Consider the following 24,392-nt stretch of genomic DNA (forward strand, 5'->3'; position numbering starts at 1 on the left):
GCAGCCGACGAAACCGAACAGGGCTACCAGGAGAGCGAGGGTAAACCAGTCAATCACTGCTTCCCTCCGGCGCTACGGTTCGCGTATGAGGGTGATCAGGCTCAATGAATTGACTTAATGCTGTATTCAGACGCTCCCGGAGTTGTTCTGTGCCGCTAAACTTCACGGCGGTATCGCGGAGACTGTTTACCAGTTCGCGGTAAACATGCGGCACTAACTTGTAACCGCTACTTACAGGTTGTTCGGCATGGCGCGTCACGACTGAATCCAGTTGCGGCGCGGGTTTGTCGATATTTTCCAGCATTGCGGCGCGGCAGGCGTCACCTTTACGTTCATATTTCACCCCAATTAAGGCCAGCGCAGCCATAACCTGCTCCAGGCGCACCATAACCCCCTCGTCGCTGTGGAACTCGGTAGGAAGTTTCACCACTGCTGGCGCTGGCGGGGCGGTGTAGAGCTTCGTGCCAGGCGCAAATGATTGAATGAGTCGGCGATATGCCAGCGCGTCTCCGCCATCATCGCCAACTACAATCACCGGCTGCGCCTCCCGGTTAGCCAGGAGTTCGCTGGTCAGCACCAGCAATTCATCCGGCCTCATGGTCATCTTCAATTTGGTGGCAGAAAGTTCCGTGGCGGCGTCATGAAGCCATTTCAGTCTTTCGGTCGTTAGTGTCATGCATCCCCCGTGACTTTGAACCCGGCGGCGCGAACGTCTTTGGCATGCTGAGTACGGCAACGAGGATGCGTTTCACAGGACAACCGCACCGGCGTAGCCAGCCGCTCACCAAGTTTGATATTCTGCTGCGTCAAGTCGGCATTCTTCTTGATTAGGCACTCGTTGTGAGTTTCCAGTTCGGACAACTCTGCTATGCGCTGTTCTGCTTCCTCTGCCCGTGCCAGATGCTTTGTCGCTGCCGACTCCCAAACCTTCACCTGGGCTTTCAGCTCATCGATAGCCATCATGATCGACTCGTTGTCGGGATTGCAGCCCAGCTCATTGCCGATTTCTTTGAACACCAGGGAGGCGTCTGCGCGGATGGCTTCCAGCTCGGCGATGCGCTTATCCTTCGCTTCCAGCTCTGCCAGCAGGGCGAAATATAGCTCTGCCTTAACGTGCGAACCGTTCACTGCTGGTGCCCATACAGCGAATGGCTCTCCACCGTGAATTTCCACCTCTGCATCAAATTGCTCTGGCTCCCTGAATTTATCCATTGCTCTGCTCCTTCATGGCTTTGCGTCGAGATTCGAAGAAGTCCATGCACTTGCTGAACTCAACGTCGATTTTCTCTGACTCGCGATTGAAATATGCCTGCGCGTCTTTTTCGCTATCCGGCGCAAATTCTCCAGGCCCGGCCAATTTATTGACGATCCACGCCATCGCAGCGTTTGGCCCTTCACCATGTTCAATTTCAATAACCGCCGCTTGCATAGTCAGTAGCATTTGGCCGAACAGCAGATCGATTTCTTTGATGCGCCAGCGCATGTATTCGTTGTCTGCCAGCAGGGTGGAGACGTACTCTTGCGAGTAGAGTGGGGAGCTTCCTTGCACATCAAAGAATGGCCTTACACTGGCCGTATCCCCGGACTTCAAAAGGGCTTGCGCCTGCTTGCTAACGAATCCCACCGGCTTGCTCAGTTCGCTCAGCTTCTCACTGCTCATAATGCTTTCTCCTGGGCCTCGGCCCGCTGCTTAATCCGCTGGCTTTCTTCCCCGGCTTCAAATGCAGCCTTTAAATCGATGCGAAGGCGGTCAGATGGAAATCGGTTTTCTGATTCAAGCCATTGATCGAACGTAAGAGGCTGCGGTCTGTTGCTCCTACGCTTAGCCATGCTGGGACTCCTTCGAATTAGCCTCAAACACCGCCCTTGCAAATCCCCTCGGAGTCGCGCTGCGAATGTTCTTTGTCCTCGTTGACTTGCCACCACACAGACGCCAGCCTGGGTTATCTTTCTGTTCCGGCGCTATGTGGCGCGGTTTTGGTTGGCGAAAGCCATTTCCGCACCAGATGTTCGTCGTCTTGTTGTAGCGATCGCGTCCAGGATAAACCTCCGGGTAGAGAGGGTGCTCATCACCATCAGGCAGATAGCCGGCGAAGTCACATGGCTGAAACGCAAAGTCCGGCTTCCGATAGATGCTGGACAGAACTCCGACAGGATTTTCGAAAGCCCACGGCGCACCGGTGATAATGCCAACTATGCGAACCAGGTCGGCAAGCTCAGCTGCTTCAATCTGGAACATCGGGTTAGCTTGTCGTTTGGCTTCGAAGTGACGGGCGCCGGCAACAGTCAGGTCGGTACACTCAGGGAACCCGAACACCATCACCACTCCATCACCCACCATCCGTGCAATCTCGCGTGCCTGGCTTAGCTTGTCGCAGGCGCTGAACCACATGCCAACGCGGACGTGATTGCCATCTCTGGTAATGCCGGCATCGTGTTGCCCATCGAAGCACCAGCACTCATAGCCGGCATCCAGCCACGGCTTTGCCATCAGCCCGGTGAAGTCGTAGAGGAAGATGGCCTTACCCACGCTCCGCCTCCCTAGCGCTGTCACCCACACGGCGAAACTCGATAACCCACACCCAGGGATTGGCGCGCCAGCTTTCTTCGCCGTAGATGGATCTCCAGAGAGTGCGAAAACCCATGTAGTGTTTCTCGCCAATAATGCATAACTCTGTCGGCGCGCCTTCAGCCTTGGCGTCCTCTTCGCTGATATCGTTCAGGCGCTCAACACGCACTGCGGTGATTTCCAGCAGGATGCGGCAGGCTTTACGTGGCATGTGAAGTGAAGGCGTCCACTTCAGCCCATACTCTTTGCGGACTTCATCGCCATAACTTCCAGCCGGAGTGTCGGCGCGATATGCGAACCCTTCAAATTTCCCGGTAGTGGCTTCAATGCCGGTGCCGGTTAAGTCCATGAACATCTCGCGCACCCACAGCCGATCGCCTACCTGGCCGAATTGGCATGAGAAAAGCGCTGAACGTTGATGCGTGCCGGTCGCATTTGATTCTGCCCAATGGTATTTGCCAATGTCGCTGCGTTTTGTGGAATCGCTAATGCGCAGCAGGCCGAACTGATTGGATTCTGGCTGCGCAGCCATAACCCGGCGCGTCTGGGTCTTGCGGCCGTCGAGAATGGCGCGAACCATCTCGCCGTTGAAAATCACTGGGCGCTCTTTCATTTGGCCTCCGGATGCTTTGCGTCGCCTTCGAATTTAGTCCCGCAGAGAGGGCAGTAGCTCATCATGCAAAGGTGATCTGCTTTGGTCTGGTTTGCTGCCAGTCCGCCGCCCTTGCGCTTGCGGTAGTAGCGAAATTTAAAATTCATCGCCACCGGGGAATGATCGCCCCCATTGAAATGCCATAAAGAGTGCTCAAAATTGGCCTCTTCAATTTCACCAAGTGATTCACCAATCTTTGCAGAAATGCGCTCTTTGAAAAGCGCGGTTGTTTTTTTAAAGCATTCACAGGCCATGTTATTTATCTCCGCGCTCTTCTTCATCGAATACTTGCGGATGCTGCTGTCGGTACTCGTTGAGGATGGTGTTAATTTCTTCTCTGGTTCCTGGAAGGAGCAGCAGAACATCACCTTCTTCACGAACCATTGGTGCAGCATCGTAGAGCAGCTCACAGAGCCGGCGGGCGCGTGTGGCGCTGAATTGTGGAATTGCTGTTGACTTGGTGGCTTTGGGTTTACCCTTCTTCTTGGCTTTTTCGGCATCGCTCTGTAAAATCTGCCCAGCCTTTTCACCATGTTTTTTTATGCGCTGTACCGCCAGTGGGATATCAACGTCACCTTCTTCTACCAATTGGTGTACGTCATAATTGGCGGAGAGCAGCACCAGGGCATTGTCGACTTTATAGCGGGGAATATGTAAGACCTCGGCGATTTTGTCAGCGTGCAAATTGAGGTTTTGCAAATCCCTGACCAATAGCGCCTCTTCATAATCAGTTATTGGTAGTTGATTATTGCTCGTCCTTACCCGCGCGATTCGCTCTATGTTATTGCCTTCGAATGGATCAATACGTATCCAATCTACGGGGCGACCTGCCTCATTGAGTAGGCGATGGAAGTTTTCATTCCGACGATGTCCTTCAATAATCCACACGCCGCCATCATCCCGGGGGATAACTTCAAGCGGAGGAACCTTCCCCCCAGCCAACATATATTGATATAATTTTTCCCCAGCCTCATGATAGCGTTCATTTTTTATACGAATATCAAATTCAGGATTGACGTGAATGTTTTTTAATTGGATTAAAAAGCCGGTCTTACCACGTTTGATGATTTTCTCATCAATCATCTTATTAAACGAATTAGTCATTGGTTACTCTACCTCGCTGATAATGTCGCCAATGGTATGATGTTGGCGGCGTGGGTGGGTTGGATGGGTTAGGGCGTATTTCAAGGTGTATTCAGCACCATTTCCTCTACCTTCCCAGATACAGGTTGCGCTGAGGATTTTTCCCTGAACCTCTTTCCCTTTGTGGTCTGTATAATTTACGATGGTCCCGATATGAAGTGTTGGCGCACATACGTTTGGCGGCAGAGGTTGTTTATTCATTTCCATACCACCCCCAACGCCATAATTACGAGAATAAATATGGTTGAATAAAACACTGTTTCTCCCTTGGTTGATTCATTGCGTCCATAGTTAGTGACATCATCGCCGGTAAGGCGGTATAAATGGCCGGTACGCCGGTCGAATTTAATTCCTGACATAACCGCTCCTTTTAAAATATCGTCCCTTTGGTTTTTGCGTCGGCATATAGCGCCCTGGTGCACGTATGCTTTGATGAAGTGCAGAACACAGGCCATCAGCGCAGACCAACAATGATTCGAGGTCGCGAAAGGGCAGTTTGATTGTTTTCTTAATGAGCTCTGAGCGTAGGCGCAGAACGCCGCAACACTGACAAGACGTTGCTTCAAGGCATTCCGTGGCGCTGGCGGCCACGACATCAAGGGCGTATTCACGTTGCGCCCCGGATTCATCGGTGTAATTGACCATGCCTGACCGGCAGTGGTTGATGGTAATAATCTGGTTATTGAAGCTCAGGCGTGAGCCTGCCGGCAGTGACGCTAATCGCGCCCCGCTGATGCGTGGGATAACTTGCATTGAATGTCCTCTCTGGAATTGAAAGTCACATGGATAAGGGCGCTGCCTTGTTGGTATCCGCGCTCGCTTTCGCTACGGTTCCGGCACATCCGGAGCGGTGGGCAACGCCCTTACTGATGGAGAAAAAAAGAGGCCGAACGAGGCCGGCCAAAGACTACACACAGCAATGTTGATTCATCCGGCTGCGGCCTGTTCTCACATTGACAACGCCCCTGAAGTCATGTGCAAGCCACATGCGGATGAGTGCCGGTTACGGTTCCGGCGTCACTTGAACCGCTTCTGACGAGCGTAATCAGTGACCGTTCCCTGGTGTTGGGGATTTTAGTGCCTGCTTTTTTAACCCTCTCAGGCGGCGAGGGTTTCCCTGCTTTCCACAGTCAAAGGAAATCGGATAGACTGGGTATTCCACAGTCAAAGAAAGGAAATAATTAATGGCTTTATTTTTAGTCCGAGTTGAACTATCACGTGCCGACGGTGATGAATACGACCAGTTGCATGAAAAGATGAAAGGAATTGGATTTAAAAAGACGGTTCTATTTGACGACGGTGCCGATTATAAATTACCTACCGGTACATACATGGGAGATAAAGCTGAAACGGCCGAAAGTGTAAGGGCTAAAGTTTCAGCATTAGCCGATCCGCTTTCTATTGGAAGGGCATCAGTCATCGTCTGTGAAGTTGAACATTGGGCGGCTTACTTATTTAAGGACAGATGAAGAGTTGCAAGCTCTACCTTCTGCTTCGTCACCTGATTCAAGCGCGTTTTTAGCAATCCAAATGCGGGCCTTGGTGCCTGCATTTGGCTCCAGTTGCTGGAGGCGTTTAGCATCCTCAAGCAGTAGTGCTATCACGTGCCGTAATTTTGTTTCGTTCATCGTTATTTCCTTATTGGCAAGCGCTGTAGGGCGCGGTGGGTGTTACTTAATTTTCAAAACCTTTCGCATTTCTGCTTGTGTTCGAATTGTATTGCACACAGTAAGGTCGCAATCTCCACGGTATGCAGTACCATCGGCACAAATAACAAGCGTGATGCCTTTTCTGCCTGGTTTGCTGATTTCGAAGCGATCTCCATTTCGACGCACATGACATCCGGCGGCTTCTGCATCACTAACTAATTTCTGAATGCCTTTGCTGGCCATCGTGTAACCCTCTACTGTTAGTTGGCGCACTGGTGCTTTTTGCTGAATACTCGCTGAGCCTGGATTGCTTTGCCTGCATCCGGTGTACGGTAGAAAACCTCGCGGCATTTGTTGCAGAACAGAACCTTCAGGCCGTGGCCATCAGTACCCCAGCCAACGTGCTCATTGATTGCTTTCATCGTGTAGCTCCTCAGTGGTTTTATGCCTACTGCCCCAGACCGGCAGCAGCAGGGTAAATCCACTTATCACGCTCCGATCTCGCATTCCGATTTCAACGGGGTAGCGGAGACATCCAGCGGGCCACCGGATTGTGGTTTGTGACTGCCCATTCCTGATTGTTAAAGAGCGTCCCGGTGGTTTGGGGTGACGTTGTTGCTGTCGATGGAACTGATTATTAGCCATCGGTTAATGTCAGTCAATAACCAATAGTTAATTAAGTTGATTTTTCAAATTAACCAATTGATTGATTTGGGAATTTATTTTTTGGTGAGGAAGGGCGGGGGATTTCAGGCACAAAAAAACCCGGCGGAGGGCCGGGTTTCAGTGATGATTACTGGTAGAGGGTTATCTGTAACGTTGGTACTTCTGCGGGATGCTTCCGATGATTTTACCGAAAAAACGAAACTCTTTTACTTCGTCTTGGCTTAAGGGCTCCCATTGGTTATAGGATTTGTTATCAGATAGCGCTAGAAATTTATCTTTGATTTTTTGAAGTCTTTTCAGGTGGATAGCATTGTCATATGCAAAAACATAGATGCCGTCACCGTTAAACTCGTTGTGCGTTGTATCAATGAAAAGCAGGTCGCCAGGGTCCAACGTCCCAGACATGCTATCTCCACCGACATTGATGAGCTTTATGTCGCCGCTGTGCTTATTGCCAAACATACTCATTGCCTCATCTTTCACGTACTCAACGGAGTGGACGCTTTCAACAAGATCATAGTTGTTTAACTCTTCCGCATTAGGCAACGGCAGTGCATCAATTTTGAAAATCTCATCACTGAACTCGATCACTTTGGGGGACTGATCCCCTTCTCGCATGGCCCCTCGTCCATATTCAAGCCATTCAGCCCGAATTCCAAGCCAGCGGCTTAGTGCAAGGATATTTGTCGAGTCAGGTATAGCGGCAGAATTTAACCACTTCCAAATGCCAGGCTCAGTGATAGATATGCCCTGCTTTTTGAGGGCTGTTCTCATTCGTCCGGGCAAGCCACGCCCACCAACTCCAGCCTCTAGACATGCACTGGTTAGTCGTTGTGAGAACTCTTCTTTTAAAACGTCTTTTTTAACCATTCGTTAATTATCCGGGCAATTGACATAACTGTCAGTTAAGATATATGCTTAACTTGAAGTTAATATTGTTTATAAGGATACATATGAACCCAGTCCAATTCGCTGTTGAAACTGTCGGCGGTCAGGCGGCAGCAGCCAAAATTTGCAACATATCCGCCCCGGCGATCAATCGCTGGTATTCCCGTGGGTGCTTACCGCGTACGGAGTACACCGGAAAAACTCAATATGCGCAGCTTCTTTCTGCTGCGGCGAACGGGAAGTTCACGGCTGAGTGGCTACTTAACGAAGCTAATCCAGACCGGACTGTTTAACAGGAGAAATTATTTCCGATGGAAAAAACAACATCACGCCAGTCTCGAGACGTTGAGTTTCTGGCAAATGAAAACGAGACGACGATCTTGACGGCGCTTTACGGCCAGCGGGAGGGGGAGGTAGCGCGGGATTTAGGCTATGACGCTTCGTGGCTGAGCAAGTGGAAGGCTGGGGCGCTGGCTGTGAGCTCGAAGGTATTGGCGCGGCTTGGTTTGCGGGTGGTTGACGCACAGGCACAGATAACGCCAGCGGGTTATGTCCCTATAGCGGAGCGACATTTAACAGCATTGCTGGAGCTTGCCCCGATGGGGGCTCAGTTCATGCGTCATGGGAACAACGTGCATTACGTGAACTTCACGAAGGCGCTTCCAGCGATTGCTGAGGCGCGGTAACGAGCGAAGGGGGTAATTATGCGCACAGAAGAGTTACAGGAGCGTTTTCGCCGGATGTTGCAGCGAAACACCTCGGTTATTAGCCAGGGTGCCGGTCCGCGTATTCCGATGATAGGTGAGTGCTACCGCGATGAGCGCGGGCGCATGATTACTGTTACGGCTTCCAGTTCGCTGGAAGTGACCTTTGAGCGCGACTTTTACCCGGAGCCTTGCGTAGTTCCGCTTTGGCAGTTTGATAAGCAGTTTAAGAGAGTGGCTGTATGAGCATTGATGCGATGAACTGGGCCAAGAAGATAAAGACAGGCAAGTCATCGGCAAAATCCGTTCTGACGTGGTTAGCGGACATGTGCGGCCCTGATCACTGTGCATTTCCGTCTATTGGCGCATTGGCTGAGGCGACGGAGCTGGACAAGAAGACGGTTCAGTCGAGTTTGCAATATCTCATCGCTATTGGGCTGATTGAAGATACCGGCGAACGCCGGGGAAGAACGAACCAAATACCGGTATATCGCCTTGTTGGTATTGAAGAAAGTGTTGCTGATGCTGAACACACCCAAAAACGGGAACATTACCAAAAACGGGATCGTTCGAAAAAAGCAGGAAACGATCCCAAAAAAGGGATTATTTGTAACGACCCCGAAAACGGGAATGTTACCGAAAACGGGATCGTTCAAGATAAGGCACCCGAAAACGGTGTTGTTAACGCCAGTGAAACGATCCCGTTTTTGGAAGGTAACGATCCCGAAAACGGGATCCGGAATCTATCAGGAATCTTAAAACCAAAAGAAATACCCCCCATAGCCCCCCAGACCGAACAACCGGTAAAGAACTTTGCCGACTTGGCGGGAGAGGTGTTGGATTTTCTGAATTCAAAAATCAACGGCAGAACCCCGAAGCGTGCCGACACCTTGCGAGAAATCACCGAACGCCTGGCAGAGGGAAACTCTGTGGATGAGCTGAACCTCGTTGCTGAACACCGCGCCAGCCAGTTGCTGAACAACCCCGAGTTGGGCCACATGCTTAGCGCCAGAATGATTTTCGACCCAACTCGCTTTGGGGGGTATCTGGCGGCTGCGAAAGCGTGGGATACAAAACGAGCCCAAAAAACGGCAATGGCGGCGGCTGTCGAACAACAGCGCCAAGAGCCACCGGCGGGCGACGTGCCGGGTATCGACTTTGACGATGCTTTCGACCGCTTGCTGGTGGAAGGGCTCCCCCCAGAAAACCCTGCTGAAAAATCAGCGTGGCAACACGTTCAAAAATATGGATTCAGCGCGAATGATGAAGATGGTGCACGTCGTGAATGGCGCGTCATTCTGACTCGCGCTTATGCCAAGACGAGAGGGGTTGAGGCATGACTGACGAAACGAACATCCCTGACAACAGCGATAACGTGCTGTTGTTCACCAAGCGCTTTGACGAGAACGCAGACATCACGGAAATGCGGAATTTCGTTGAGGAAGACACGAAGCAATCTCGCCGCTGTTTTCACCAGTCCGTAGGAGTTTCGGAGTACGAACGCAAAGTGACTTGCCGTCATTGTGGCGCGACCCTTGAGGCTTTCGATTATCTATTGTCTGTGGCGAAGCGCGAAACAAAACTCGATTGGGAACTGCGCGGTATGCGTCGTGAAATCACCGATCACCGCCAGGGGCTGGAGAAGCTGAAGCGCGAAGAGGTGAACTGCAAGGCCCGGATTAAAAACGCCAGCTTCAAGCTCAACGACCTCCGAATTGAGACTGAGAAGGTTGAGAAAGAGCTTAAATTTCTGACTGACCGCCTGGAGCAAGTGCGCGGGCTGCGAGGGGGTAAGGAGTGAGCAATATCCCTAAAGCCCGCTACTGCAAGGTCTGCAAATCAAGGTTCAAGCCTGAGACGATTTTTCAGTGGTGGTGTTGTGAAGAGCACAAGGCCGATTACGCCGTGATGTTGGTCGGCAAACAGCGTGAACAACGCGCAAAAGCGCAGCAGCGCAAACTGGATAAAGCCCAGAAGGAGGAACGGAAACAGCTTCGAGCCCGCAAGCAAGCGCTGAAGACTAAGCCGAAATGGAAAGCAGAGGCCCAGGTAGCGTTTAACCGTTATGTCCGCATCAGAGATGCCGGCAAGCCATGCATCAGCTGTGGTTCCACTCCTGCACAGAAATTTGGCGGCACAATGGATTGCGGTCACTACAGAACAAGAGGGTGTGCGGCGCATCTGGCGTTCCATTTGCACAACGCGGCGGGGCAATGCGTGCGTTGTAACCGTGACCAGTCTGGCGCTCAGAAAGCCTTTGAGAAGGGACTGGTTGAACGTATAGGGCCTGAAAAGGTTGAGGCGCTGAATAATAACAACGCGCCGCGCACCTTCACGATTGAGTATTACCAGCGCATTAAATCCATATTCACACGTAAGGCTCGGCGGTTGGAAAAGCGCCGGGCGAATCAACTTGAGGTGGCAGCATGAACGGTTTAACGCTGAAGCAGGAGAAAGTCCTGAATTTTATTAAGCAGTTTATTGCTGAGCACGGTTGCCCACCGACAAGGGTAGAGATAGCCGAGGGCTTTGGTTGGAAATCACCCAATGCTGTAGAGATTCATCTGCGGGGGCTGTGTACCAAAGGGGCGATAATTATCAAGCCTGGTGTGTCACGAGGTATCCGAGTCCAGGAGGATGACAAAAAGGTCATAATCACGCGTACTCAGTTCCGGCAGGTGTGCGATGCGCTAATCAATGCCACCAATTTGAACCAGCAGCTTTTGTTGCTTTCAACTGCCGATGAGCGTTCAAAAACAATTCATTATCAGGCCTTCAAGCTTTTACAAATAATTCGTCAGCAACTGTCTGAAGCCGTGGGAGAGAACGCATGAGGCTTGAATCGATCGCAAAATATTTTTCGCCGAAGTCACCTATGCTGAATGATTCAACGCCAGCGACTGCATCAGATGCGTTGACGATCAGCGATGTTATGGGGGCGCTGGGAATGTGCCAGGCTCAGGCGGAATTTGGTCTTGCGGCATTCCTGGGCAAGATTGGCATTAGCGAAACGGACAAGGTGAAAGCGGTGGTGCTGTTGGCAAAGTATGGCATGGCGCACTGTGACAAGGTTGCGGCAATTCGTAAGCTGTCGGGCGAGGTAAAGGCCAGGGTCGTCCTCACATTGGCGGTGTTTGCCTACATGGATTATTCCCGCAGCGCAGCCAGTGAAGTGCCTTGTGATGCGTGCGACAACGGTTTTATTGAGGAGCGCAAGTTTGTTATGAACAAGTTGGCGCTGGTCCACGATACTACCTATAGCTTTGTTCGTGGTGACTTGCCAGCGTCAATTACGCCAATTGAAGGTCGGGAGATGCTGGTGAAGCACACCTTCTATGATGTTACGCACAAGGTGTGTCCGAAATGTAACGGTAAGCGAGTCATCAAGACGGCGTGCAATGACTGCCGAGGCCGCTGCGAGGTGGTCGACAAAGCTGAGTCAGAACGGCAGGGGGTACCGGTTAAAAAACCGTGCAAGCGCTGTTCTGGGAGAGGATATGAACGCCTGCCGGCATCGAAAGCCTATAGAGCCATACAGGAATATATTCCCGATCTTCCTGAGTCATCCTGGCGCTGCCTCTATAAGCCATTCTACGAACAGCTTATTACTGAGTGTGATAAACAAGAATCAATTGCAGGGGAGCAGTTGCTCAAAGTGACTAAGTGAGCGTTTTATCGACAAGTTTTATGTTTTTATCGGCTGTTTATTGCATTTTTGCGGTTTTTGTGGAATCATTTTTCTAACGATGGGATTTGTGCGCCTGACGTTGATTGGCCCGCCCTTGTGCGGGCTTTGTTATTTCTGGCATATGGAACAGAAAGGCCAGGGGCGCTTTCTGTAGGGTGTGAAAACATAAAAAATTTTATGCCCTTCAAACGAAACAGAAAGCCACTTAAAAGGCGCATTTTTTGGCAATGGGGTGGTATGCCTTCATTTTGCTACTTAATGACTTTGAGTATAGCGCTCTACAAGACGAGACAAACAATCTAGAAGTTGAAGAGTTAATCGCAAACTATTACACTGTTCGTTAAACAACCGTAGTTGTATGAATAGCCGAAGCCTCAAACGCTTCAGCCTTCTTATCAGAAGTACTCCGGCAGTGTTGGAGGACATGATGAACAGACAAACAGCGAACACGAGAATGCCATTAAACATCCCTGAGGCTGGTTTCAACACCAAGCTTAACGTCACAGGCAACAACATCGAGCACACGACCGCTTTCATTCAGAAAGGCGTTGTGGACTTCTCGCTGCCTGGTTATACGACGCCTCACGGTTACCGTCTCGTAAAAGCTCGTACTGAAGACCATTATCGTTTGGTAACGGACTCTCAGGATCCAGTCACTGTGTACGCTGTTCGTTTGGAGTTCATGAACAACATCGTGCCTGGCAGAAGAAGCTGCACCCAGATTATGGTCTGGAGGAGTGTTCAGCCGCAGTACAACTCTGCTGTGACAGGATTGCCAAGAATGTTCTTCCAATACTTCTTGGAGAGTCATTCAATCGTCGTATCCGACAGTGAGCAGACCAGCGATGGTCGCCGATTCTGGGAAGGCATGATTGCATGGGCAATTCAGGAAGATGGCTACCATGTATATGTTTCAGATGGCACTGAAGAAGATCGTCCTTTGACCTTCATGACTTCGTGGGACGATTTCTACGGGACGTGGACTGATTTCTGTTGGGGAGATGATCGCGATTGTCATTCGCATCGACTGCTGGTAATCAGCAAAGATCAGCTTCACTAATCGTTAACTTTACCTGATTGAAGCCCCGGCCTTAAATGCAGGGGCTTTTTACTTTCTGGGCTATGATATGTAAAGAAATATCAATGGGTATTGTGTGGTTATGCTGACTGCATTAGTATTCGCGCCTCGGCCCTTTAGCTCAGTTGGTTAGAGCGCGTGACTCATAATCGCTCGGTCGCTGGTTCAAGCCCAGCAAGGGCCACCAAACCGCCATTAGCTCAGCAGGAAGAGCAACGACCATTAAGTTGTAGGTACGGGGTTCGAGGCCTCGATGGCGGACCAAAGCCGACTTAGCTCAGTAGGTAGAGCAACTGACTTGTAATCAGTAGGTCACCAGTTCGATTCCGGTAGTCGGCACCAATTGCGGTCATCGTATAATGGCTATTACCTCAGCCTTCCAAGCTGATGATGCGGGTTCGATTCCCGCTGACCGCTCCAACGTTGATGCCGTAATGCAGGTTGCATTTTTTGTTCAGACGCCACCACCTGAACAGCGGACAGCAAAGTGCAACCTATGTTGTGGCATGAATTGACAGCCGGGAAAGACCGGCACCCAACGGTAAGAGCATTTGCGGCGAGACGGGCGGTAACGTTGCGGTTGAGCGGAGTGTTCTTTCCGATGTGATGAAGAACAAGATGACAGTCCGGTCGAATCGGCAACATCGGAACCCTTTAAGCTGGCGTGTATGGGGACAGCAGAACGGCGACTTCCGGCATCACACAATTCAAGCCCTGGCTGATAGCCGGGGCTTTTGCATTCTGGTGGATCAGATTTCAGCCGCTGGTGGTGATTTACAACGATAGTGATCCACTGGCGACAATTACAAACCGAGAATTCGCGTCAATTACAGGCTGCGCTAACGCGTGGCCTTTTTTATGTCTTACGCCCGGCGTTCGCTGAGCGAGCAAAGGAGCAAAAAGATGGCTGAGCCTGTAGGGACTACTGGGGCGGCAACAACTGTATTGACCGGTGTGACCGTAGTCGGGCTGTTATCAGGCGTGGATTCCGGTGTGCTGATCGGCGCGTTTGCCGGGGCTGTAATTTTTGTGATGTCGGCCAGTGAGTTTTCGTGGCTGAAAAAGATGGCACTCTTTGTGGCTTCGTTGCTGGTGGGGATCCTTGCCGCACCGTTTGCCGCAGCCATTATCACGTGGGCAACGCCTGTCGGCATTGAAGCACATGAGCCGGTTGGTGCGCTGGTGGCTTCTGCTATCGCTGTCAGGCTTTTGATGTCAGCCAGCCAAAACCCAACAGGATTCTTCGACCGATTCCGGCGAGGGGGAAGCGATGCTAAATGATTACCTCTTAATCGTTAATGCCATCACCTGTGCGGTGATAGCCGCCCGTATGATGCTGTATCGCCGAAATGGTGCGACGCATAGGCCTCTCGCAGCCTTCTGTGCTTGGTTGCTGATTGTGGCTAGCGCCTCGGTGACCATCCGCATTCTGACTGGCGACTATCACTATTCGAACTGGTCGGAGACATTGATCAACATGGCGTTCTGCGTGGCGGTGATTGCATCACGTGGCAACGTCATGACCTTGGCTAAACCCTTTCAACGGTAAATATCATGACTTATACATTTAGCCAACGTAGCGAGAAAAATCTCGTTGGCGTTAACCCTGCATTGGTGGCGGTTACCCGTCGGGCACTTGAACTATCACCCGTTGATTTCGGCATCACGGAAGGTCTTCGTAGTCGTGAGCGTCAAAAACAGATGGTTGAAGCTGGGGCCAGCCAAACGATGAACAGTCGCCATCTGACCGGCCATGCCGTGGACGTGGTGGCATATCTCGGCAGCAATATCAGTTGGGAATGGAAATACTACGAACAGATCGCCGCAGCGTTTAAACAAGCAGGTGAAGAGCTGGGGGCTGCGGTTGAGTGGGGCGGTGATTGGAAGACTCTGAAAGATGGTCCGCACTTTCAGCTCACGTTTCGGGATTACCCGGCATGAGTGGATGGCTGCAAAAACTGACAAATGGGGGCTTATTGCTTCTGCTGGTGGTATCGATCTGCCTGGGCGGATATAGCTCGCTTTTGTCACATCGGCTGGAGCTGGCACGACAGCAGGTAGCAGAGCAGAAAAAAACGCTGACGCAGCAGGCCGCACTGATCGCCACCATGCAGGAACAGGACGCCCGTAACCGTAAGCTGATGGCCGAACAGCAACAGAGAGAGCAGCAACTGCGCCAGCGGGGCGAAATTTACCAGAGGAAATACCAGGATGCCATCAAAAACGATGAGTGCAGCCGCAGTGATGCTCCTGGCGGTGTGCTTGACCTCCTGCGCGGAACGGATGCCAACGCCGCCAGTGCCAATCATCCTGTTGCCCCCTGAGTCAGTATTCAAGCCTTGCGAGGTGCCAACGTTACAAGGCGACACCTGGGGCGACATTGGCAGTCATGCGCTGGCGCTCCAAACAGCTTTATCAATCTGCGCAGGCCAGGTGGCCACGCTGAACCAATGGCGGGAAGCCGCCGGGAGAAACCATGAGCAAAATCGTACTTACCTTGGAACAAATTAAAGAGCTGGCGCGTTTCGCAGAAGATGAAGGTCAGCCGTCCTATACCATTACCACCGGCACCATTCCAGCGTTTGAGGCTGAGGATGGGCAAAAAGTCGCGGAGTACAACGGCCTGATCGCTTACTCGGACTCGGAAGAGCACAGCGTTTTGCAGTTGGCCTGACGGCATTTCAGGTGGCCTTTGCGAGGGCCATCGAAAATGCATTCGTATGGTGTAGATGATATGGCACCTTTAACAATGGTTTGTATTGCCAGCGGTCCGTCATTGACGCGCTCAGATTGCCTGCTGGCTGTTAAATCTGGGTATCCCATAATTGCTGTGAATAGCAGTTGGCGTCTGGTTCCAGAATGCCACTATTTGTTTGCTGCTGACTTTGCCTGGTGGGATAAGTATCACGGCTTACTTGATACACCTGCTGAGCGATGGACGGCAAGTCCAAGAGCGCAAACCCGCTACGGATTGAATCTGTTTGTACCTGGTGATGCCGGTTCGTTTAACTCAGGACAACGAGCGATACAGCTTGCTGAATACCTCGGTGCTCGGAGGGTCATCCTGTTGGGTTATGACTGCTCATTGGATAACGGCCCACATTGGCACGGTGAGCACCCTGACAAAATGCATAACCCCACATACCAAGAAGTTGAGCGATGGCACCGTGAGTTTGCTGCGTTGAATAAAAATTTCCCAGAAGTGGAAATAATTAACTGCTCTCGGTACACGGCTTTAACCTGTTTCCACAAAAACATACCTGAGAATTTATTTCATGCCTGAAAAACTCTATTTCGACGGAATGCATGGTATTGGCGATAACATCAATCAACGATGTTTTATTAAGGCGCTGGTAAATAAAGACCATGAAATATGGCTTAAAACACCACTGCCTGAAATATATGCTGGTATCGATAACTTACACTTTGTCAGAACAAATACGCCATTACGTACGCAACGTAAAAATGAGCAGGCCAGCAGTGTCACATTTGAACGTGAGCCGCCAGGTGTTCCCTGCAAACGTATTTTTTATGGGAATGGTCATCTTCAGGCAGGAAGTATCTTCGATGCTATGGAGCAGCAGTTTGGCATTGCGCCGGCGGAGATGGACCTCCCGCATTTTCCTGCACCAGAGCTCCCCCTACCAAACGGCAAGCCGATAGCGCTAATCAGACCGACGACAGAGCGGACTGAGTGGCATAACGCCAGCCGTGGCCCGCTCAACGAGTACGTCGACGCAGTAGCAAAGATGCTGGCTTTACGTGGTTTCCACGTAATCAGCATTGCTGACAACGCCCCAGAGCTTGAGTGGATACCAGATTGCGAACCGTTCGCGCACCGAAAGCTGCACAACGGTGAATTGACGATAACCCAGATGCTGGCGCTGGTGGAAAGGGCTGACATTGTTCTGACCGGCGCTTGCGTCATATCTCATGCTGCACTGGCGTATCAGAAACCGATGATCTGCCTACAAGGCGGCAATGGTGGCAATAACCACCACAGCAAGATAACAGACGCCCGCTGCATGGATTTGTCGAGAGCGCTTTTTGTCTATCCGGACAACTATTGCCGCTGTCAGGAAATGAAGCACGATTGCGATAAGACGATCAGCAACCTGCCTGATTTGGTGCGGTCGTTCATCAACAATGTTTGGTTTGAGGCAAGGAAACGGATCGCGGCATGAAAACCTTCGACGAAGAAATTAAAACCGGCCTTGTCTGGCTACCAGAGTTGGGCATTGGTCGTTTTCCTGTGCCTGAACAGCGGCCATACGATGAAAGCTATTTCTCCCGGTACCAACAATTGGCAGATACACCAATGGGGCGTGAGTTAACAACATCGCGTATCAGATTAGTTGAGCGCTATTTTCGAGGTGGCAGTGTTGTTGATGTCGGCATTGGTAGCGGTCAGTTCGTAGAGATGCGCCCTCAGACAAAAGGATTTGACGTTAACCCTGCTGGGGTTCAGTGGCTGAAAGAGCGTGGATTGTGGGCTGATCTCTATGCGACGCGGCACGAGGCTCTGACATTCTGGGATAGCCTCGAACACATCGACAGGCCAGATTTTGCAGTAGCTCAGGCTGATAAATGGGTGTTTGTTTCCGTGCCTATTTTTTGCAGCGCTGAACACATCCTGCGTTCTCGCCATTTTCGGCGAGACGAGCATATCTGGTATTGGACGCATGACGGGCTGATTGGTTGGTTCCAGCAGCAGGGGTTCCGCTTGGCTGAACACAACATGATTGAAAGCGATCTTGGTCGGGACGGTATAGGCAGTTACGCGTTTTACCGCAAGGAGTAGACAAGAGGTAGTCCGCGATGGATATGGAGGCACTGAAACGCGATTACTGTGCCGGCGAAATCTCCATCGAGAAGGTGGCAAAAAAGCACGGCATAGCCAAATCTACACTGGTGGATATGGCGCGAAAGAACGGCTGGGTGCGTCAAAAAAAACCGACCAAACCCCCGACCAAAGCGTCCGTCCAAAATAAAAACAGTCGGACGGTCAGACGGAAAAACGGACGGACGGAAAAACGGTCGAAAACCCCCTCTGAGAATGGCGATAGTGAGCTATCCATTGACCCTGACGAATATGGTTTAACACGGCAGCAGGCCTGGTTTGCGTATTGGTTTGTGAAAACCAGATGCAGGGTTGAAGCGTACAGGTTGGCAGAGTTCGAAGGTGAAGGAAATACGGCGTATGTAGGGGCCAGCCGGTTGTACAGAAAGGATAAGGTGCAACGCGCTATTCGTGACCTCGAAAAGAAAGTAGCGAAGCGATACCAGGTTGAGTTTGATGAGCTTATTAGTCAGCTTGTTGCCATCATCAACGCCGACCCCAATGCATTATCTCAGTATCGACGAGTGAACTGCCGGCATTGTTGGGGAGATGGGCACAAATATCAGTGGCGAGACCTTGATGAACAACTACAGGCTGAAAAGAGAGCAGAGTCTGACGATAAGGCACCACCCGACTTCTCTGGCGGCATTGGCTTTGTGGAGAATATGGATCCTAATCCGAATTGCCCTCGCTGCAACGGAGAGGGGGAGGGAGAAACTTTTTATAGCGACACTCGCGACCTACTTGGAAATGAGCGTCAATACTTTCTTGGAGTAAAGGAAAGTAAGTTCGGTATTGAAATATTGACCGAAGATAAAAAATCTGCGCGTGCCCAATTGTTGCAGTTGTTGGCTCATCGACGTAATGAACAACTTCAATCATTGGATATTGAGCGCTTACAGCTCGCCAATGAGAAGCTACGTGCTGAAATTGAAAACCTGCGTAATGGTGCTAAGGGTAATGACACCATAGTGATTCACAACACGTTGAAAGTACCAGGTGCTGCACATCAGCCGGAAATAGATGCTCAGGAAGATTCGGCGGAGGATGAAGAGTGAGAGAAATATTCATCCCAGAGCTGCATGAGAAACAAAAAGAGGTGTGGACGGTAGGGAGTCAACATCAATATAACGTGGTGCGTTGCGGTCGACGTTGGGGGAAGACAGAAATACTTGTCATTATTGCCATATCTTACGTTACATCTTTATTTAAGCAGACGGGTACTGGCATTTTAGAAGGTGGACGCGTTGGTATCTTTACGGCTGAATATAAGCAGCAGTCGGAAATATTCGACAAGCTTGTTGAGTTGTTAGGCCCGTTGATTAAACGCAAGTCCAGTACCAAAGGTATTATCAGGTTAAAAAATGGCGCACGTATAGATTTCTGGGTTACAAATAACAACGTGCTGGCTGGGCGTGGTCGTGAATACGACCTTGTGCTGATTGATGAGGCAGCATTTACAAAGCTTGTGGAAATGCTGGAAGAAATCTGGCCGAAGTCTATTAAGCCGACGTTGATAACCCGCCGGGGGCGTGCCTGGGTCTTTTCTACGCCAAATGGTATTGATGAGTCGAATTTTTTCTATGCGATTTGTCACGATAAAACCCTTGGGTTTTACGAGCACCACGCGCCCACCTCATCGAATCCATTCGTGCCGCCAGATGAACTGGAGAAAGAGAAAAAGAACAGCGACCCGCGTGTATATCGGCAGGAGTTTGAAGCTGAATTTATCGACTGGTCAAAAGACGCACTTCTGGATATATCCAAGCTACTAGTGGACGATCTGCCTGTAGAGATGCCGCAATACTGCGACATGATTTTTGCTGTCGCGGATACCGCATTGAAAGGAGGCAGTGAAAACGATGGCACTGGCTTTGTCTATTTCGCTTACGAGGAGACATATAGTGACGAGCCTCGAATGTGGATCATTGATTGGGATCTAACACAGATTCAGGCTGCATTTCTTCCAGAGTACATGCCTGGCGTTTATGCCAATTTGGAGCGATTGGAAAGAGCTTGCAAGCCACGTTTAGGTAGCCAAGGCGTTTACATTGAAGATGCAGCTATGGGCGCTGTGCTGGCGCAAAAGGCGGAGTCTGAAGGGTGGTTAATGACCCCTATAAAATCAGCACTTACATCGAAGGGAAAAGATGAACGTGCTGTTTTAGCCTCAGGTCATCATTATTTGGAACGCTGCAAAATCGTAAAGGCAGCCTATGACAAAACTGTCGAATTCAAGCGCAGTACTGCGAATCACTTAATTAAACAGGTCGCCGCTTTCCACCTGGCAGATCCCAAAGCACATAAACGTGCTGACGACCTTTTCGATTGCTACACGTACGGTCTGATCATTGCGTTCGGGAACTACGAAGCGCTCTAAAACAGGAAATTCTGTAATGGCAGAAATTCAGCTCAACAACAACATGAGTACTGAGCTGACGAAAATACTGGAGGCTGATGAGATACAGCCCGGTACTGACGTCGGCTACGATCTCTGTAAACTCCTATGGATGTTCCACCCATTAGGTGGAAAGCTGGTGGAGAAGCCGATCAACATGGCGATGTGCAAGCCACGGCAATACAACGTTGATACCGACCCTGACGAGCGTGTCATTCGTCAATTTATGACCGTTTGGGAGCGTATGGGATTAAACGAAAAGATAAAAAATCTTTTCTTCATTTCACGCTGTTATGGTGCTGCTGCCATTGGTGTAGGAACCGATGGGGTGTCATGCAAAGATGAATTGCCGTCCTTCGGGCTTAAGGAAGATGACGTTTATATCAATGTGTGGGATCCGCTTAATGCTGCTGGTTCGATGGTTACGGACCAGAACCCGAACAGCAAATATTTTCAGCAGGCTAACCGAACGCTGAAGGTCACCGGCAAAAACTGGCACCATTCGCGAACGCTAAAAATTTTCAACGGTACGCCCATTTATCTTGAGTACCAAAGTGCCACTTTCGGTTTTACCGGTCGTAGTGTATTTCAGCGTGTTTTGTTTCCGATGAAGTCGTATATCGGGACGATGCATGCTAACGATCTCGTCAGTCAAAAGGCTGGCGTTCTGGTAGCGAAAACGGCTCAAAATGGTTCCGTCATGAGCGGTATCATGGCCGCTGCTGCGAAAGCAAAGCGAGAAATCGTAAAAATCGCGCGCAATAGTGGCGTTATCAATATCGGTACCAATGATGATATTGAGTCTCTCAACCTACAGAACATTGATAAAGCGCTCAGTACCGCGCGTGACAATATCATTTCTGATATTGCATCGGGCAGTGATGTGCCGGCTATTCTGATCAAGGAGGAGGCATTTTCTACAGGGTGGAGTGATGGCACTGAAGATTCTAAAGCTATCAGTCAATACGTTGACGGTGTACGTCAACAGATTGAGCCTGTGATGGATTATTTCGAGCGGTTGGTGCAGTACATTGCCTGGAACGAAGACTTTTTCAATGCACTTAAAGACGACTTCCCAGAAGTTATTACGGAAGATTACAAAACTACCTTTTATCAGTGGCGTAGAGAGTTTAGCGCCAAGTGGCAAGAGCTGGTGGAAGAGTCTCCAGATAAGCGACGGGAAAGCGACAGTAAAGTTGTTCAGCAGGCCACGACGGTATATTCATCGCTGGAGAAAAACTTTGACCCAGAGAACAGAGCAACGCTGGCTGAATGGCTTGCCAGCATCGTTAACGCCACGCAAACCTATGGCGATGTTCCGCTGCTTATCGATATGAAAGCTTTGGCAAACTATATTCCACCACCTCCGGAGCAACCCTATGGCAATCTCCAGCCGGGCGGCAAAGAGGAGGCGGGTCAAGACGCTGTATGAAGTCCTGACCGATGCGATTAACTACTACGTTGATAATGGGTGGGATTCAGAAGAGTCTCTGCTTGACTGGTGCAAAAGATTACGTGTTGCGGCCAGCAGGGAATCACCCAGCGACGATGTAGCGCGTAAGCACCTCACTGCCATATATAGTCGCCTTGTAGTCGACGGCGGCGCACTGCGGGATCAACCCGCTGACGGCCCTAAACGGGTTACCCTCGATAAATTGAAGCCCGAGTTTCGACAAGAACTCAATCGGCGGATATTCGCCAGCGCTAATTTGATAAAGCTTAACCGAGAGCAGGCTATTGAAAGAACCGTCCAGCGCTTTCAAGGATGGGTCACATCGATACCGCCTGATGGGGTAAGTGATATTGATAAGAATGCGCAAAAAGCGACATTTCGTAAATCTATCACCGATATGGACTTCATCAGTCGTCGAGTGGCGATTGACCAGGGGCATAAGCTCGCCAGTAACGTTAAATATTTGCTTTCCGTTCAAGGAGGAGCCATTGCGCTTAAGTGGCATTCCAATTGGCGACGTCCAGGATACAAATACCGAGAGGACCACAAGGAGCGCGATGAGCATATTTATCTGCTGCGTGATTCATGGGCTCTTGAACAGGGGCTGATTAAGCCGGTGAACGGTTATTACGATGAAATCACTGCTGCTGGCGAAGAAGTATTTTGCAGTTGTCAGGTATTTCCCATTTACGCCCCGCAGAAATTGCCGGACGAATTTTTAACGGAGAAGGGAAAACGTGAATTTAACAGAGCTTGAACTGGCCCAGCGCATTCGTGATGGCACTGCCTCATCACCGATGAAGTTTTCGAATATGTGGCTGGTTAACCTTCGAATTACGGGCACAGGGCTCGCCTATCGAACGGGGTTGAAAGAGCATGTTTGGCGGGATCCAAATCTTTATCTCAACGATGAGTTTTTGCAGCGTTGTAATGGTTTGCCGGTTATCGCTAATCATCCCGACAGCGCGGTGCTCACCGAGCAAGATTTCACCGAGCGTATTGTTGGCGCGGTCATGCTGCCTTATATCCGCGACGATGAAGTATGGGCTGTTTGCCGCATATATATCAGAGGGATCGTCGACGAGATCGTTAAAGGTTCGGTGTCGACGAGCCCTTCGGTCGTATTCAACAAAGCATCAGGCAATGTGGAAGTGCAAGATGGCGACACAAATTTCCTTATCGAAGGTGTGCCGTTTTTGCTCGATCACATCGCTCTGGTAACAGAGGACCACGGCTCGTTGGGCGTGTGGGACAAAGACAAGATCCCCACAGGGGTCGAGGTTTCCAATAAAGGTGACATTGATATGGACGAGAAGATGCTCGAAAGCCTCATCGCCAAGGTAGTCGGCGATGCTATGGGGGGACTTAATCAGGGGCTCCAGCAAGTTTCAGCACGTATGGACTCTCTGGAACAAGGGTATCAGGCCCGCGCTGATGCTGAAGAGGCTGAGAAAAAAGAAGCCAAAGAGAAAGCGGATGCCGCTGAACAAGCCAAAGCTGACGCTGCTGAAGAAGAACAGCGCAAAGCCGACGAAGCCGAAGCGCAGAAAAAAGCCGATGAAGATAAGGCAAAAGCTGATGCGGAAGCGGAAGAGCAACGTAAAGCCGATGAGGCAGCAGCGGCAGAAGAGAAGGAGCGCAACGATGCCGCTATGACTGAAGCACAGGTCAAAGCTGACTCTGCCTATAACGCCGTTGGTAAACGTGCACCTGAGCCATTCTCCGGTGAAAAAGCGCTGGATTACCGCAAGCGTGCGTTGATCTCCATGCAGAAACATTCGCCAAGTCATGCTGATGTGAATATTCGTGCTATCGCTGATTCTGCAACGCTCTCTGTGCTGGAAGAGGCGATCTACGGTGCGGCCCGAAAAACCATCGCAGAAGAGATGAATAACACGCAGGGGCAGTTGCATAAGCGTGTTCGTAGCGATGAAGCCGGACGTAGCATCACTGAATATCAGGGGGATCCGAATGTATGGCTGAGTGCTTTCAAAACGCCTGCACGTGTCCTTTCTAAAATCAACACACAGGGGAGCCTGAACAATGTCCGACATTAATTTCTCACCCTTCAAAACACAGGGCGCGTTTACCGGGATGTTTAACGTTGAGTCGCGTGGCCTGACGCAAGGCGATGCTCACGATGATCCTGCTGTTCGCTTGCAGCTCTGCACCGGCGCTTTAGCTGCGGATGTCGACGCGCCGGTATGGGGCGGTATTGGCGTGATGGAGTGTATCTCAAAAGCTGCTGAAAACGTCGCTGGATCCGCCATCAAGAAAGCATCAGCTTCAGTATGCAATGCGTTTACGGTGTTCAACCAGGCGCATCATGGCGTTACGACTGCCGGTAACCCGGTCCCGTTGTATTTGGCTGGTGGGTCTGTTCATTACTACCGCATTGGCTCTTTGGCACGGATTCCTTTGCCTATTAGTGAGGCGGTGGCTGCATTGGCAAAAAATGGTGATGAGCCCGTTGGTTCTGATGGTTTCGTATGGGATATGACAAATAACGTTATTGACGTTTATTCCAGCGCATCCTCGGGTAACCCAAAGGTAAACATCAAATTGCTGATGGTTTCGTTACAGGGAAACCTGACAGTGAAAAAAGAGACCGGCGGTAACGTGGTCTGGGAAAACGACAAGCCATGCGGCCTGTTCTTGATCTAA

Annotated in this window: 39 protein-coding genes and 4 tRNA genes; 28 read left to right on the forward strand and 15 right to left on the reverse strand. The window is 50.6% G+C overall.

Annotated features, from left to right (window positions below; genetic code table 11):
• Positions 1 to 49: 49 nt before the first annotated feature.
• Genes ACJ8PN_RS00425 through ACJ8PN_RS00475 form a run of 11 tightly spaced genes read right to left on the reverse strand, consistent with a single transcriptional unit; the run spans position 50 to position 5,117 of the window.
• Positions 50 to 676, reverse strand: coding sequence for a hypothetical protein (locus tag ACJ8PN_RS00425; protein WP_442534473.1), 627 nt, complete (start codon positions 674 to 676; stop codon positions 50 to 52).
• On the reverse strand, positions 673 to 1,212 hold the full coding sequence (locus ACJ8PN_RS00430; RefSeq protein WP_442534474.1) for a hypothetical protein: 540 nt from the start codon (positions 1,210 to 1,212) through the stop codon (positions 673 to 675). The genes ACJ8PN_RS00425 and ACJ8PN_RS00430 overlap by 4 nt, the downstream gene beginning before the upstream one ends.
• Positions 1,205 to 1,660 (reverse strand): hypothetical protein, encoded by a 456-nt coding sequence (locus ACJ8PN_RS00435; RefSeq protein WP_442534475.1) that lies wholly within the window; start codon positions 1,658 to 1,660, stop codon positions 1,205 to 1,207. The genes ACJ8PN_RS00430 and ACJ8PN_RS00435 overlap by 8 nt, the downstream gene beginning before the upstream one ends.
• Positions 1,657 to 1,830: a hypothetical protein gene (locus ACJ8PN_RS00440; RefSeq protein WP_442534476.1), complete on the reverse strand. Its 174-nt coding sequence runs from the start codon at positions 1,828 to 1,830 to the stop codon at positions 1,657 to 1,659. The genes ACJ8PN_RS00435 and ACJ8PN_RS00440 overlap by 4 nt, the downstream gene beginning before the upstream one ends.
• Positions 1,823 to 2,530, reverse strand: coding sequence for a Dcm methylase (locus tag ACJ8PN_RS00445; protein ID WP_442534477.1), 708 nt, complete (start codon positions 2,528 to 2,530; stop codon positions 1,823 to 1,825). The genes ACJ8PN_RS00440 and ACJ8PN_RS00445 overlap by 8 nt, the downstream gene beginning before the upstream one ends.
• Positions 2,523 to 3,182 (reverse strand): hypothetical protein, encoded by a 660-nt coding sequence (locus tag ACJ8PN_RS00450; protein WP_442534478.1) that lies wholly within the window; start codon positions 3,180 to 3,182, stop codon positions 2,523 to 2,525. The genes ACJ8PN_RS00445 and ACJ8PN_RS00450 overlap by 8 nt, the downstream gene beginning before the upstream one ends.
• Positions 3,179 to 3,475 carry a hypothetical protein gene (locus ACJ8PN_RS00455; RefSeq protein ID WP_442534479.1) on the reverse strand — a complete coding sequence of 99 codons (297 nt, stop codon included), beginning with the start codon at positions 3,473 to 3,475 and terminating at the stop codon, positions 3,179 to 3,181. The genes ACJ8PN_RS00450 and ACJ8PN_RS00455 overlap by 4 nt, the downstream gene beginning before the upstream one ends.
• A 1-nt stretch (position 3,476) precedes the next feature.
• On the reverse strand, positions 3,477 to 4,325 hold the full coding sequence (locus ACJ8PN_RS00460; protein ID WP_442534480.1) for a chromosome partitioning protein ParB: 849 nt from the start codon (positions 4,323 to 4,325) through the stop codon (positions 3,477 to 3,479).
• A 3-nt stretch (positions 4,326 to 4,328) separates the two neighbouring features.
• Positions 4,329 to 4,571 carry a hypothetical protein gene (locus ACJ8PN_RS00465; RefSeq protein WP_442534481.1) on the reverse strand — a complete coding sequence of 81 codons (243 nt, stop codon included), beginning with the start codon at positions 4,569 to 4,571 and terminating at the stop codon, positions 4,329 to 4,331.
• The gene (locus tag ACJ8PN_RS00470) at positions 4,562 to 4,723 is read right to left on the reverse strand and encodes a hypothetical protein (RefSeq protein WP_442534482.1); all 162 of its coding nucleotides are present in this window, start codon (positions 4,721 to 4,723) and stop codon (positions 4,562 to 4,564) included. Before ACJ8PN_RS00470 ends, ACJ8PN_RS00465 begins: the two co-directional genes overlap by 10 nt.
• Positions 4,710 to 5,117, reverse strand: a complete 408-nt coding sequence (locus tag ACJ8PN_RS00475) for a hypothetical protein (protein ID WP_442534483.1) — start codon at positions 5,115 to 5,117, stop codon at positions 4,710 to 4,712. Before ACJ8PN_RS00475 ends, ACJ8PN_RS00470 begins: the two co-directional genes overlap by 14 nt.
• A 431-nt stretch (positions 5,118 to 5,548) precedes the next feature.
• On the opposite strand from ACJ8PN_RS00475, the gene ACJ8PN_RS00480 reads away from it, so the two are divergent.
• Positions 5,549 to 5,833 carry a type V toxin-antitoxin system endoribonuclease antitoxin GhoS gene (locus tag ACJ8PN_RS00480; protein WP_442534484.1) on the forward strand — a complete coding sequence of 95 codons (285 nt, stop codon included), beginning with the start codon at positions 5,549 to 5,551 and terminating at the stop codon, positions 5,831 to 5,833.
• On the opposite strand, the gene ACJ8PN_RS00485 is transcribed toward ACJ8PN_RS00480, so the two are convergent.
• From ACJ8PN_RS00485 to ACJ8PN_RS00500, 4 genes are all read right to left on the reverse strand, one after another.
• Positions 5,816 to 5,992, reverse strand: coding sequence for a hypothetical protein (locus ACJ8PN_RS00485; protein ID WP_442534485.1), 177 nt, complete (start codon positions 5,990 to 5,992; stop codon positions 5,816 to 5,818). The two genes, ACJ8PN_RS00480 and ACJ8PN_RS00485, sit on opposite strands and share 18 nt — an antisense overlap.
• Before the next feature lie 42 nt (positions 5,993 to 6,034).
• Complete coding sequence (locus ACJ8PN_RS00490) at positions 6,035 to 6,256, reverse strand: hypothetical protein (RefSeq protein WP_346407167.1); 222 nt, start codon at positions 6,254 to 6,256, stop codon at positions 6,035 to 6,037.
• A gap of 17 nt (positions 6,257 to 6,273) precedes the next feature.
• Positions 6,274 to 6,435 (reverse strand): hypothetical protein, encoded by a 162-nt coding sequence (locus ACJ8PN_RS00495; protein WP_154640411.1) that lies wholly within the window; start codon positions 6,433 to 6,435, stop codon positions 6,274 to 6,276.
• Between the two features lie 385 nt (positions 6,436 to 6,820).
• Positions 6,821 to 7,549 (reverse strand): S24 family peptidase, encoded by a 729-nt coding sequence (locus tag ACJ8PN_RS00500; protein ID WP_442534486.1) that lies wholly within the window; start codon positions 7,547 to 7,549, stop codon positions 6,821 to 6,823.
• 329 nt (positions 7,550 to 7,878) lie between these two features.
• Between ACJ8PN_RS00500 and ACJ8PN_RS00505 the strand changes: the two genes are divergently transcribed.
• The 27 genes from ACJ8PN_RS00505 (at position 7,879) to ACJ8PN_RS00635 (ending at position 24,392) form a co-directional block, all read left to right on the forward strand.
• Positions 7,879 to 8,253, forward strand: a complete 375-nt coding sequence (locus tag ACJ8PN_RS00505) for a hypothetical protein (protein ID WP_442534487.1) — start codon at positions 7,879 to 7,881, stop codon at positions 8,251 to 8,253.
• Between the two features lie 18 nt (positions 8,254 to 8,271).
• Positions 8,272 to 8,517 (forward strand): DUF4222 domain-containing protein, encoded by a 246-nt coding sequence (locus ACJ8PN_RS00510; protein ID WP_442534488.1) that lies wholly within the window; start codon positions 8,272 to 8,274, stop codon positions 8,515 to 8,517.
• On the forward strand, positions 8,514 to 9,611 hold the full coding sequence (locus ACJ8PN_RS00515) for a helix-turn-helix domain-containing protein (protein ID WP_442534489.1): 1,098 nt from the start codon (positions 8,514 to 8,516) through the stop codon (positions 9,609 to 9,611). Before ACJ8PN_RS00510 ends, ACJ8PN_RS00515 begins: the two co-directional genes overlap by 4 nt.
• The gene (locus tag ACJ8PN_RS00520) at positions 9,608 to 10,072 is read left to right on the forward strand and encodes a hypothetical protein (RefSeq protein WP_442534490.1); all 465 of its coding nucleotides are present in this window, start codon (positions 9,608 to 9,610) and stop codon (positions 10,070 to 10,072) included. Before ACJ8PN_RS00515 ends, ACJ8PN_RS00520 begins: the two co-directional genes overlap by 4 nt.
• Entirely contained in the window at positions 10,069 to 10,701 is a 633-nt protein-coding gene (locus tag ACJ8PN_RS00525; RefSeq protein WP_442534491.1) for a recombination protein NinG, read from the forward strand. Before ACJ8PN_RS00520 ends, ACJ8PN_RS00525 begins: the two co-directional genes overlap by 4 nt.
• Positions 10,698 to 11,105 carry a hypothetical protein gene (locus tag ACJ8PN_RS00530; RefSeq protein ID WP_442534492.1) on the forward strand — a complete coding sequence of 136 codons (408 nt, stop codon included), beginning with the start codon at positions 10,698 to 10,700 and terminating at the stop codon, positions 11,103 to 11,105. Before ACJ8PN_RS00525 ends, ACJ8PN_RS00530 begins: the two co-directional genes overlap by 4 nt.
• On the forward strand, positions 11,102 to 11,938 hold the full coding sequence (locus ACJ8PN_RS00535) for an antitermination protein Q (RefSeq protein ID WP_442534493.1): 837 nt from the start codon (positions 11,102 to 11,104) through the stop codon (positions 11,936 to 11,938). The genes ACJ8PN_RS00530 and ACJ8PN_RS00535 overlap by 4 nt, the downstream gene beginning before the upstream one ends.
• Before the next feature lie 448 nt (positions 11,939 to 12,386).
• Positions 12,387 to 13,019, forward strand: coding sequence for a hypothetical protein (locus ACJ8PN_RS00540; RefSeq protein WP_442534757.1), 633 nt, complete (start codon positions 12,387 to 12,389; stop codon positions 13,017 to 13,019).
• 128 nt (positions 13,020 to 13,147) lie between these two features.
• Positions 13,148 to 13,224, forward strand: a tRNA-Ile gene (locus ACJ8PN_RS00545).
• A gap of 2 nt (positions 13,225 to 13,226) precedes the next feature.
• Positions 13,227 to 13,301, forward strand: a tRNA-OTHER gene (locus ACJ8PN_RS00550).
• A gap of 2 nt (positions 13,302 to 13,303) precedes the next feature.
• Positions 13,304 to 13,379 (forward strand) — tRNA-Thr (locus tag ACJ8PN_RS00555).
• Between the two features lie 3 nt (positions 13,380 to 13,382).
• Positions 13,383 to 13,457, forward strand: a tRNA-Gly gene (locus tag ACJ8PN_RS00560).
• A gap of 483 nt (positions 13,458 to 13,940) precedes the next feature.
• Entirely contained in the window at positions 13,941 to 14,318 is a 378-nt protein-coding gene (locus ACJ8PN_RS00565; RefSeq protein ID WP_442534494.1) for a putative holin, read from the forward strand.
• Positions 14,308 to 14,586: a phage holin family protein gene (locus ACJ8PN_RS00570; protein WP_442534495.1), complete on the forward strand. Its 279-nt coding sequence runs from the start codon at positions 14,308 to 14,310 to the stop codon at positions 14,584 to 14,586. The genes ACJ8PN_RS00565 and ACJ8PN_RS00570 overlap by 11 nt, the downstream gene beginning before the upstream one ends.
• 5 nt (positions 14,587 to 14,591) lie before the next feature.
• Complete coding sequence (locus ACJ8PN_RS00575; RefSeq protein WP_442534496.1) at positions 14,592 to 14,978, forward strand: M15 family metallopeptidase; 387 nt, start codon at positions 14,592 to 14,594, stop codon at positions 14,976 to 14,978.
• On the forward strand, positions 14,975 to 15,361 hold the full coding sequence (locus tag ACJ8PN_RS00580) for a DUF2570 family protein (protein ID WP_442534497.1): 387 nt from the start codon (positions 14,975 to 14,977) through the stop codon (positions 15,359 to 15,361). The genes ACJ8PN_RS00575 and ACJ8PN_RS00580 overlap by 4 nt, the downstream gene beginning before the upstream one ends.
• Positions 15,321 to 15,548, forward strand: coding sequence for an Rz1-like lysis system protein LysC (lysC, locus tag ACJ8PN_RS00585; RefSeq protein ID WP_442534498.1), 228 nt, complete (start codon positions 15,321 to 15,323; stop codon positions 15,546 to 15,548). Before ACJ8PN_RS00580 ends, lysC begins: the two co-directional genes overlap by 41 nt.
• Positions 15,514 to 15,711: a hypothetical protein gene (locus ACJ8PN_RS00590; protein ID WP_442534499.1), complete on the forward strand. Its 198-nt coding sequence runs from the start codon at positions 15,514 to 15,516 to the stop codon at positions 15,709 to 15,711. Before lysC ends, ACJ8PN_RS00590 begins: the two co-directional genes overlap by 35 nt.
• Before the next feature lie 60 nt (positions 15,712 to 15,771).
• Complete coding sequence (locus ACJ8PN_RS00595; RefSeq protein WP_442534500.1) at positions 15,772 to 16,320, forward strand: hypothetical protein; 549 nt, start codon at positions 15,772 to 15,774, stop codon at positions 16,318 to 16,320.
• Positions 16,313 to 17,221, forward strand: a complete 909-nt coding sequence (locus ACJ8PN_RS00600; protein WP_442534501.1) for a hypothetical protein — start codon at positions 16,313 to 16,315, stop codon at positions 17,219 to 17,221. The genes ACJ8PN_RS00595 and ACJ8PN_RS00600 overlap by 8 nt, the downstream gene beginning before the upstream one ends.
• Positions 17,218 to 17,838 (forward strand): methyltransferase domain-containing protein, encoded by a 621-nt coding sequence (locus ACJ8PN_RS00605; RefSeq protein ID WP_442534502.1) that lies wholly within the window; start codon positions 17,218 to 17,220, stop codon positions 17,836 to 17,838. Before ACJ8PN_RS00600 ends, ACJ8PN_RS00605 begins: the two co-directional genes overlap by 4 nt.
• Before the next feature lie 17 nt (positions 17,839 to 17,855).
• Positions 17,856 to 18,935 carry a terminase small subunit gene (locus ACJ8PN_RS00610; RefSeq protein ID WP_442534503.1) on the forward strand — a complete coding sequence of 360 codons (1,080 nt, stop codon included), beginning with the start codon at positions 17,856 to 17,858 and terminating at the stop codon, positions 18,933 to 18,935.
• Positions 18,932 to 20,257 (forward strand): terminase large subunit domain-containing protein, encoded by a 1,326-nt coding sequence (locus ACJ8PN_RS00615; protein ID WP_442534504.1) that lies wholly within the window; start codon positions 18,932 to 18,934, stop codon positions 20,255 to 20,257. Before ACJ8PN_RS00610 ends, ACJ8PN_RS00615 begins: the two co-directional genes overlap by 4 nt.
• Positions 20,258 to 20,273: 16 nt before the next feature.
• A complete protein-coding gene (locus ACJ8PN_RS00620) occupies positions 20,274 to 21,707 on the forward strand; it encodes an anti-CBASS protein Acb1 family protein (RefSeq protein WP_442534505.1) in 1,434 nt (477 codons plus the stop codon).
• The gene (locus tag ACJ8PN_RS00625; protein WP_442534506.1) at positions 21,655 to 22,485 is read left to right on the forward strand and encodes a hypothetical protein; all 831 of its coding nucleotides are present in this window, start codon (positions 21,655 to 21,657) and stop codon (positions 22,483 to 22,485) included. The genes ACJ8PN_RS00620 and ACJ8PN_RS00625 overlap by 53 nt, the downstream gene beginning before the upstream one ends.
• Positions 22,466 to 23,785: an NUDIX hydrolase gene (locus tag ACJ8PN_RS00630; RefSeq protein WP_442534507.1), complete on the forward strand. Its 1,320-nt coding sequence runs from the start codon at positions 22,466 to 22,468 to the stop codon at positions 23,783 to 23,785. Before ACJ8PN_RS00625 ends, ACJ8PN_RS00630 begins: the two co-directional genes overlap by 20 nt.
• Positions 23,772 to 24,392: a hypothetical protein gene (locus ACJ8PN_RS00635; RefSeq protein WP_442534508.1), complete on the forward strand. Its 621-nt coding sequence runs from the start codon at positions 23,772 to 23,774 to the stop codon at positions 24,390 to 24,392. Before ACJ8PN_RS00630 ends, ACJ8PN_RS00635 begins: the two co-directional genes overlap by 14 nt.

This window comes from Serratia sp. CY76391 (genome assembly GCF_052166695.1).
Taxonomy (GTDB): Bacteria; Pseudomonadota; Gammaproteobacteria; order Enterobacterales; family Enterobacteriaceae; genus Serratia; species Serratia nematodiphila.

What these genes read in the sequence shown, in the direction of transcription:
- ACJ8PN_RS00425 (WP_442534473.1), bottom strand. Translation starts at nt 676, where the DNA reads ATGACACTAACGACCGAAAGACTGAAATGGCTTCATGACGCCGCCACG.
- ACJ8PN_RS00430 (WP_442534474.1), bottom strand. Translation starts at nt 1,212, where the DNA reads ATGGATAAATTCAGGGAGCCAGAGCAATTTGATGCAGAGGTGGAAATT.
- ACJ8PN_RS00435 (WP_442534475.1), bottom strand. Translation starts at nt 1,660, where the DNA reads ATGAGCAGTGAGAAGCTGAGCGAACTGAGCAAGCCGGTGGGATTCGTT.
- ACJ8PN_RS00440 (WP_442534476.1), bottom strand. Translation starts at nt 1,830, where the DNA reads ATGGCTAAGCGTAGGAGCAACAGACCGCAGCCTCTTACGTTCGATCAA.
- ACJ8PN_RS00450 (WP_442534478.1), bottom strand. Translation starts at nt 3,182, where the DNA reads ATGAAAGAGCGCCCAGTGATTTTCAACGGCGAGATGGTTCGCGCCATT.
- ACJ8PN_RS00455 (WP_442534479.1), bottom strand. Translation starts at nt 3,475, where the DNA reads ATGGCCTGTGAATGCTTTAAAAAAACAACCGCGCTTTTCAAAGAGCGC.
- ACJ8PN_RS00460 (WP_442534480.1), bottom strand. Translation starts at nt 4,325, where the DNA reads ATGACTAATTCGTTTAATAAGATGATTGATGAGAAAATCATCAAACGT.
- ACJ8PN_RS00465 (WP_442534481.1), bottom strand. Translation starts at nt 4,571, where the DNA reads ATGGAAATGAATAAACAACCTCTGCCGCCAAACGTATGTGCGCCAACA.
- ACJ8PN_RS00470 (WP_442534482.1), bottom strand. Translation starts at nt 4,723, where the DNA reads ATGTCAGGAATTAAATTCGACCGGCGTACCGGCCATTTATACCGCCTT.
- ACJ8PN_RS00475 (WP_442534483.1), bottom strand. Translation starts at nt 5,117, where the DNA reads ATGCAAGTTATCCCACGCATCAGCGGGGCGCGATTAGCGTCACTGCCG.
- ACJ8PN_RS00480 (WP_442534484.1), top strand. Translation starts at nt 5,549, where the DNA reads ATGGCTTTATTTTTAGTCCGAGTTGAACTATCACGTGCCGACGGTGAT.
- ACJ8PN_RS00485 (WP_442534485.1), bottom strand. Translation starts at nt 5,992, where the DNA reads ATGAACGAAACAAAATTACGGCACGTGATAGCACTACTGCTTGAGGAT.
- ACJ8PN_RS00490 (WP_346407167.1), bottom strand. Translation starts at nt 6,256, where the DNA reads ATGGCCAGCAAAGGCATTCAGAAATTAGTTAGTGATGCAGAAGCCGCC.
- ACJ8PN_RS00495 (WP_154640411.1), bottom strand. Translation starts at nt 6,435, where the DNA reads ATGAAAGCAATCAATGAGCACGTTGGCTGGGGTACTGATGGCCACGGC.
- ACJ8PN_RS00500 (WP_442534486.1), bottom strand. Translation starts at nt 7,549, where the DNA reads ATGGTTAAAAAAGACGTTTTAAAAGAAGAGTTCTCACAACGACTAACC.
- ACJ8PN_RS00505 (WP_442534487.1), top strand. Translation starts at nt 7,879, where the DNA reads ATGGAAAAAACAACATCACGCCAGTCTCGAGACGTTGAGTTTCTGGCA.
- ACJ8PN_RS00510 (WP_442534488.1), top strand. Translation starts at nt 8,272, where the DNA reads ATGCGCACAGAAGAGTTACAGGAGCGTTTTCGCCGGATGTTGCAGCGA.
- ACJ8PN_RS00515 (WP_442534489.1), top strand. Translation starts at nt 8,514, where the DNA reads ATGAGCATTGATGCGATGAACTGGGCCAAGAAGATAAAGACAGGCAAG.
- ACJ8PN_RS00520 (WP_442534490.1), top strand. Translation starts at nt 9,608, where the DNA reads ATGACTGACGAAACGAACATCCCTGACAACAGCGATAACGTGCTGTTG.
- ACJ8PN_RS00530 (WP_442534492.1), top strand. Translation starts at nt 10,698, where the DNA reads ATGAACGGTTTAACGCTGAAGCAGGAGAAAGTCCTGAATTTTATTAAG.
- ACJ8PN_RS00535 (WP_442534493.1), top strand. Translation starts at nt 11,102, where the DNA reads ATGAGGCTTGAATCGATCGCAAAATATTTTTCGCCGAAGTCACCTATG.
- ACJ8PN_RS00540 (WP_442534757.1), top strand. Translation starts at nt 12,387, where the DNA reads ATGAACAGACAAACAGCGAACACGAGAATGCCATTAAACATCCCTGAG.
- ACJ8PN_RS00565 (WP_442534494.1), top strand. Translation starts at nt 13,941, where the DNA reads ATGGCTGAGCCTGTAGGGACTACTGGGGCGGCAACAACTGTATTGACC.
- ACJ8PN_RS00570 (WP_442534495.1), top strand. Translation starts at nt 14,308, where the DNA reads ATGCTAAATGATTACCTCTTAATCGTTAATGCCATCACCTGTGCGGTG.
- ACJ8PN_RS00575 (WP_442534496.1), top strand. Translation starts at nt 14,592, where the DNA reads ATGACTTATACATTTAGCCAACGTAGCGAGAAAAATCTCGTTGGCGTT.
- ACJ8PN_RS00580 (WP_442534497.1), top strand. Translation starts at nt 14,975, where the DNA reads ATGAGTGGATGGCTGCAAAAACTGACAAATGGGGGCTTATTGCTTCTG.
- lysC (WP_442534498.1), top strand. Translation starts at nt 15,321, where the DNA reads ATGCCAACGCCGCCAGTGCCAATCATCCTGTTGCCCCCTGAGTCAGTA.
- ACJ8PN_RS00590 (WP_442534499.1), top strand. Translation starts at nt 15,514, where the DNA reads ATGAGCAAAATCGTACTTACCTTGGAACAAATTAAAGAGCTGGCGCGT.
- ACJ8PN_RS00595 (WP_442534500.1), top strand. Translation starts at nt 15,772, where the DNA reads ATGGCACCTTTAACAATGGTTTGTATTGCCAGCGGTCCGTCATTGACG.
- ACJ8PN_RS00600 (WP_442534501.1), top strand. Translation starts at nt 16,313, where the DNA reads ATGCCTGAAAAACTCTATTTCGACGGAATGCATGGTATTGGCGATAAC.
- ACJ8PN_RS00605 (WP_442534502.1), top strand. Translation starts at nt 17,218, where the DNA reads ATGAAAACCTTCGACGAAGAAATTAAAACCGGCCTTGTCTGGCTACCA.
- ACJ8PN_RS00610 (WP_442534503.1), top strand. Translation starts at nt 17,856, where the DNA reads ATGGATATGGAGGCACTGAAACGCGATTACTGTGCCGGCGAAATCTCC.
- ACJ8PN_RS00620 (WP_442534505.1), top strand. Translation starts at nt 20,274, where the DNA reads ATGGCAGAAATTCAGCTCAACAACAACATGAGTACTGAGCTGACGAAA.
- ACJ8PN_RS00625 (WP_442534506.1), top strand. Translation starts at nt 21,655, where the DNA reads ATGGCAATCTCCAGCCGGGCGGCAAAGAGGAGGCGGGTCAAGACGCTG.
- ACJ8PN_RS00635 (WP_442534508.1), top strand. Translation starts at nt 23,772, where the DNA reads ATGTCCGACATTAATTTCTCACCCTTCAAAACACAGGGCGCGTTTACC.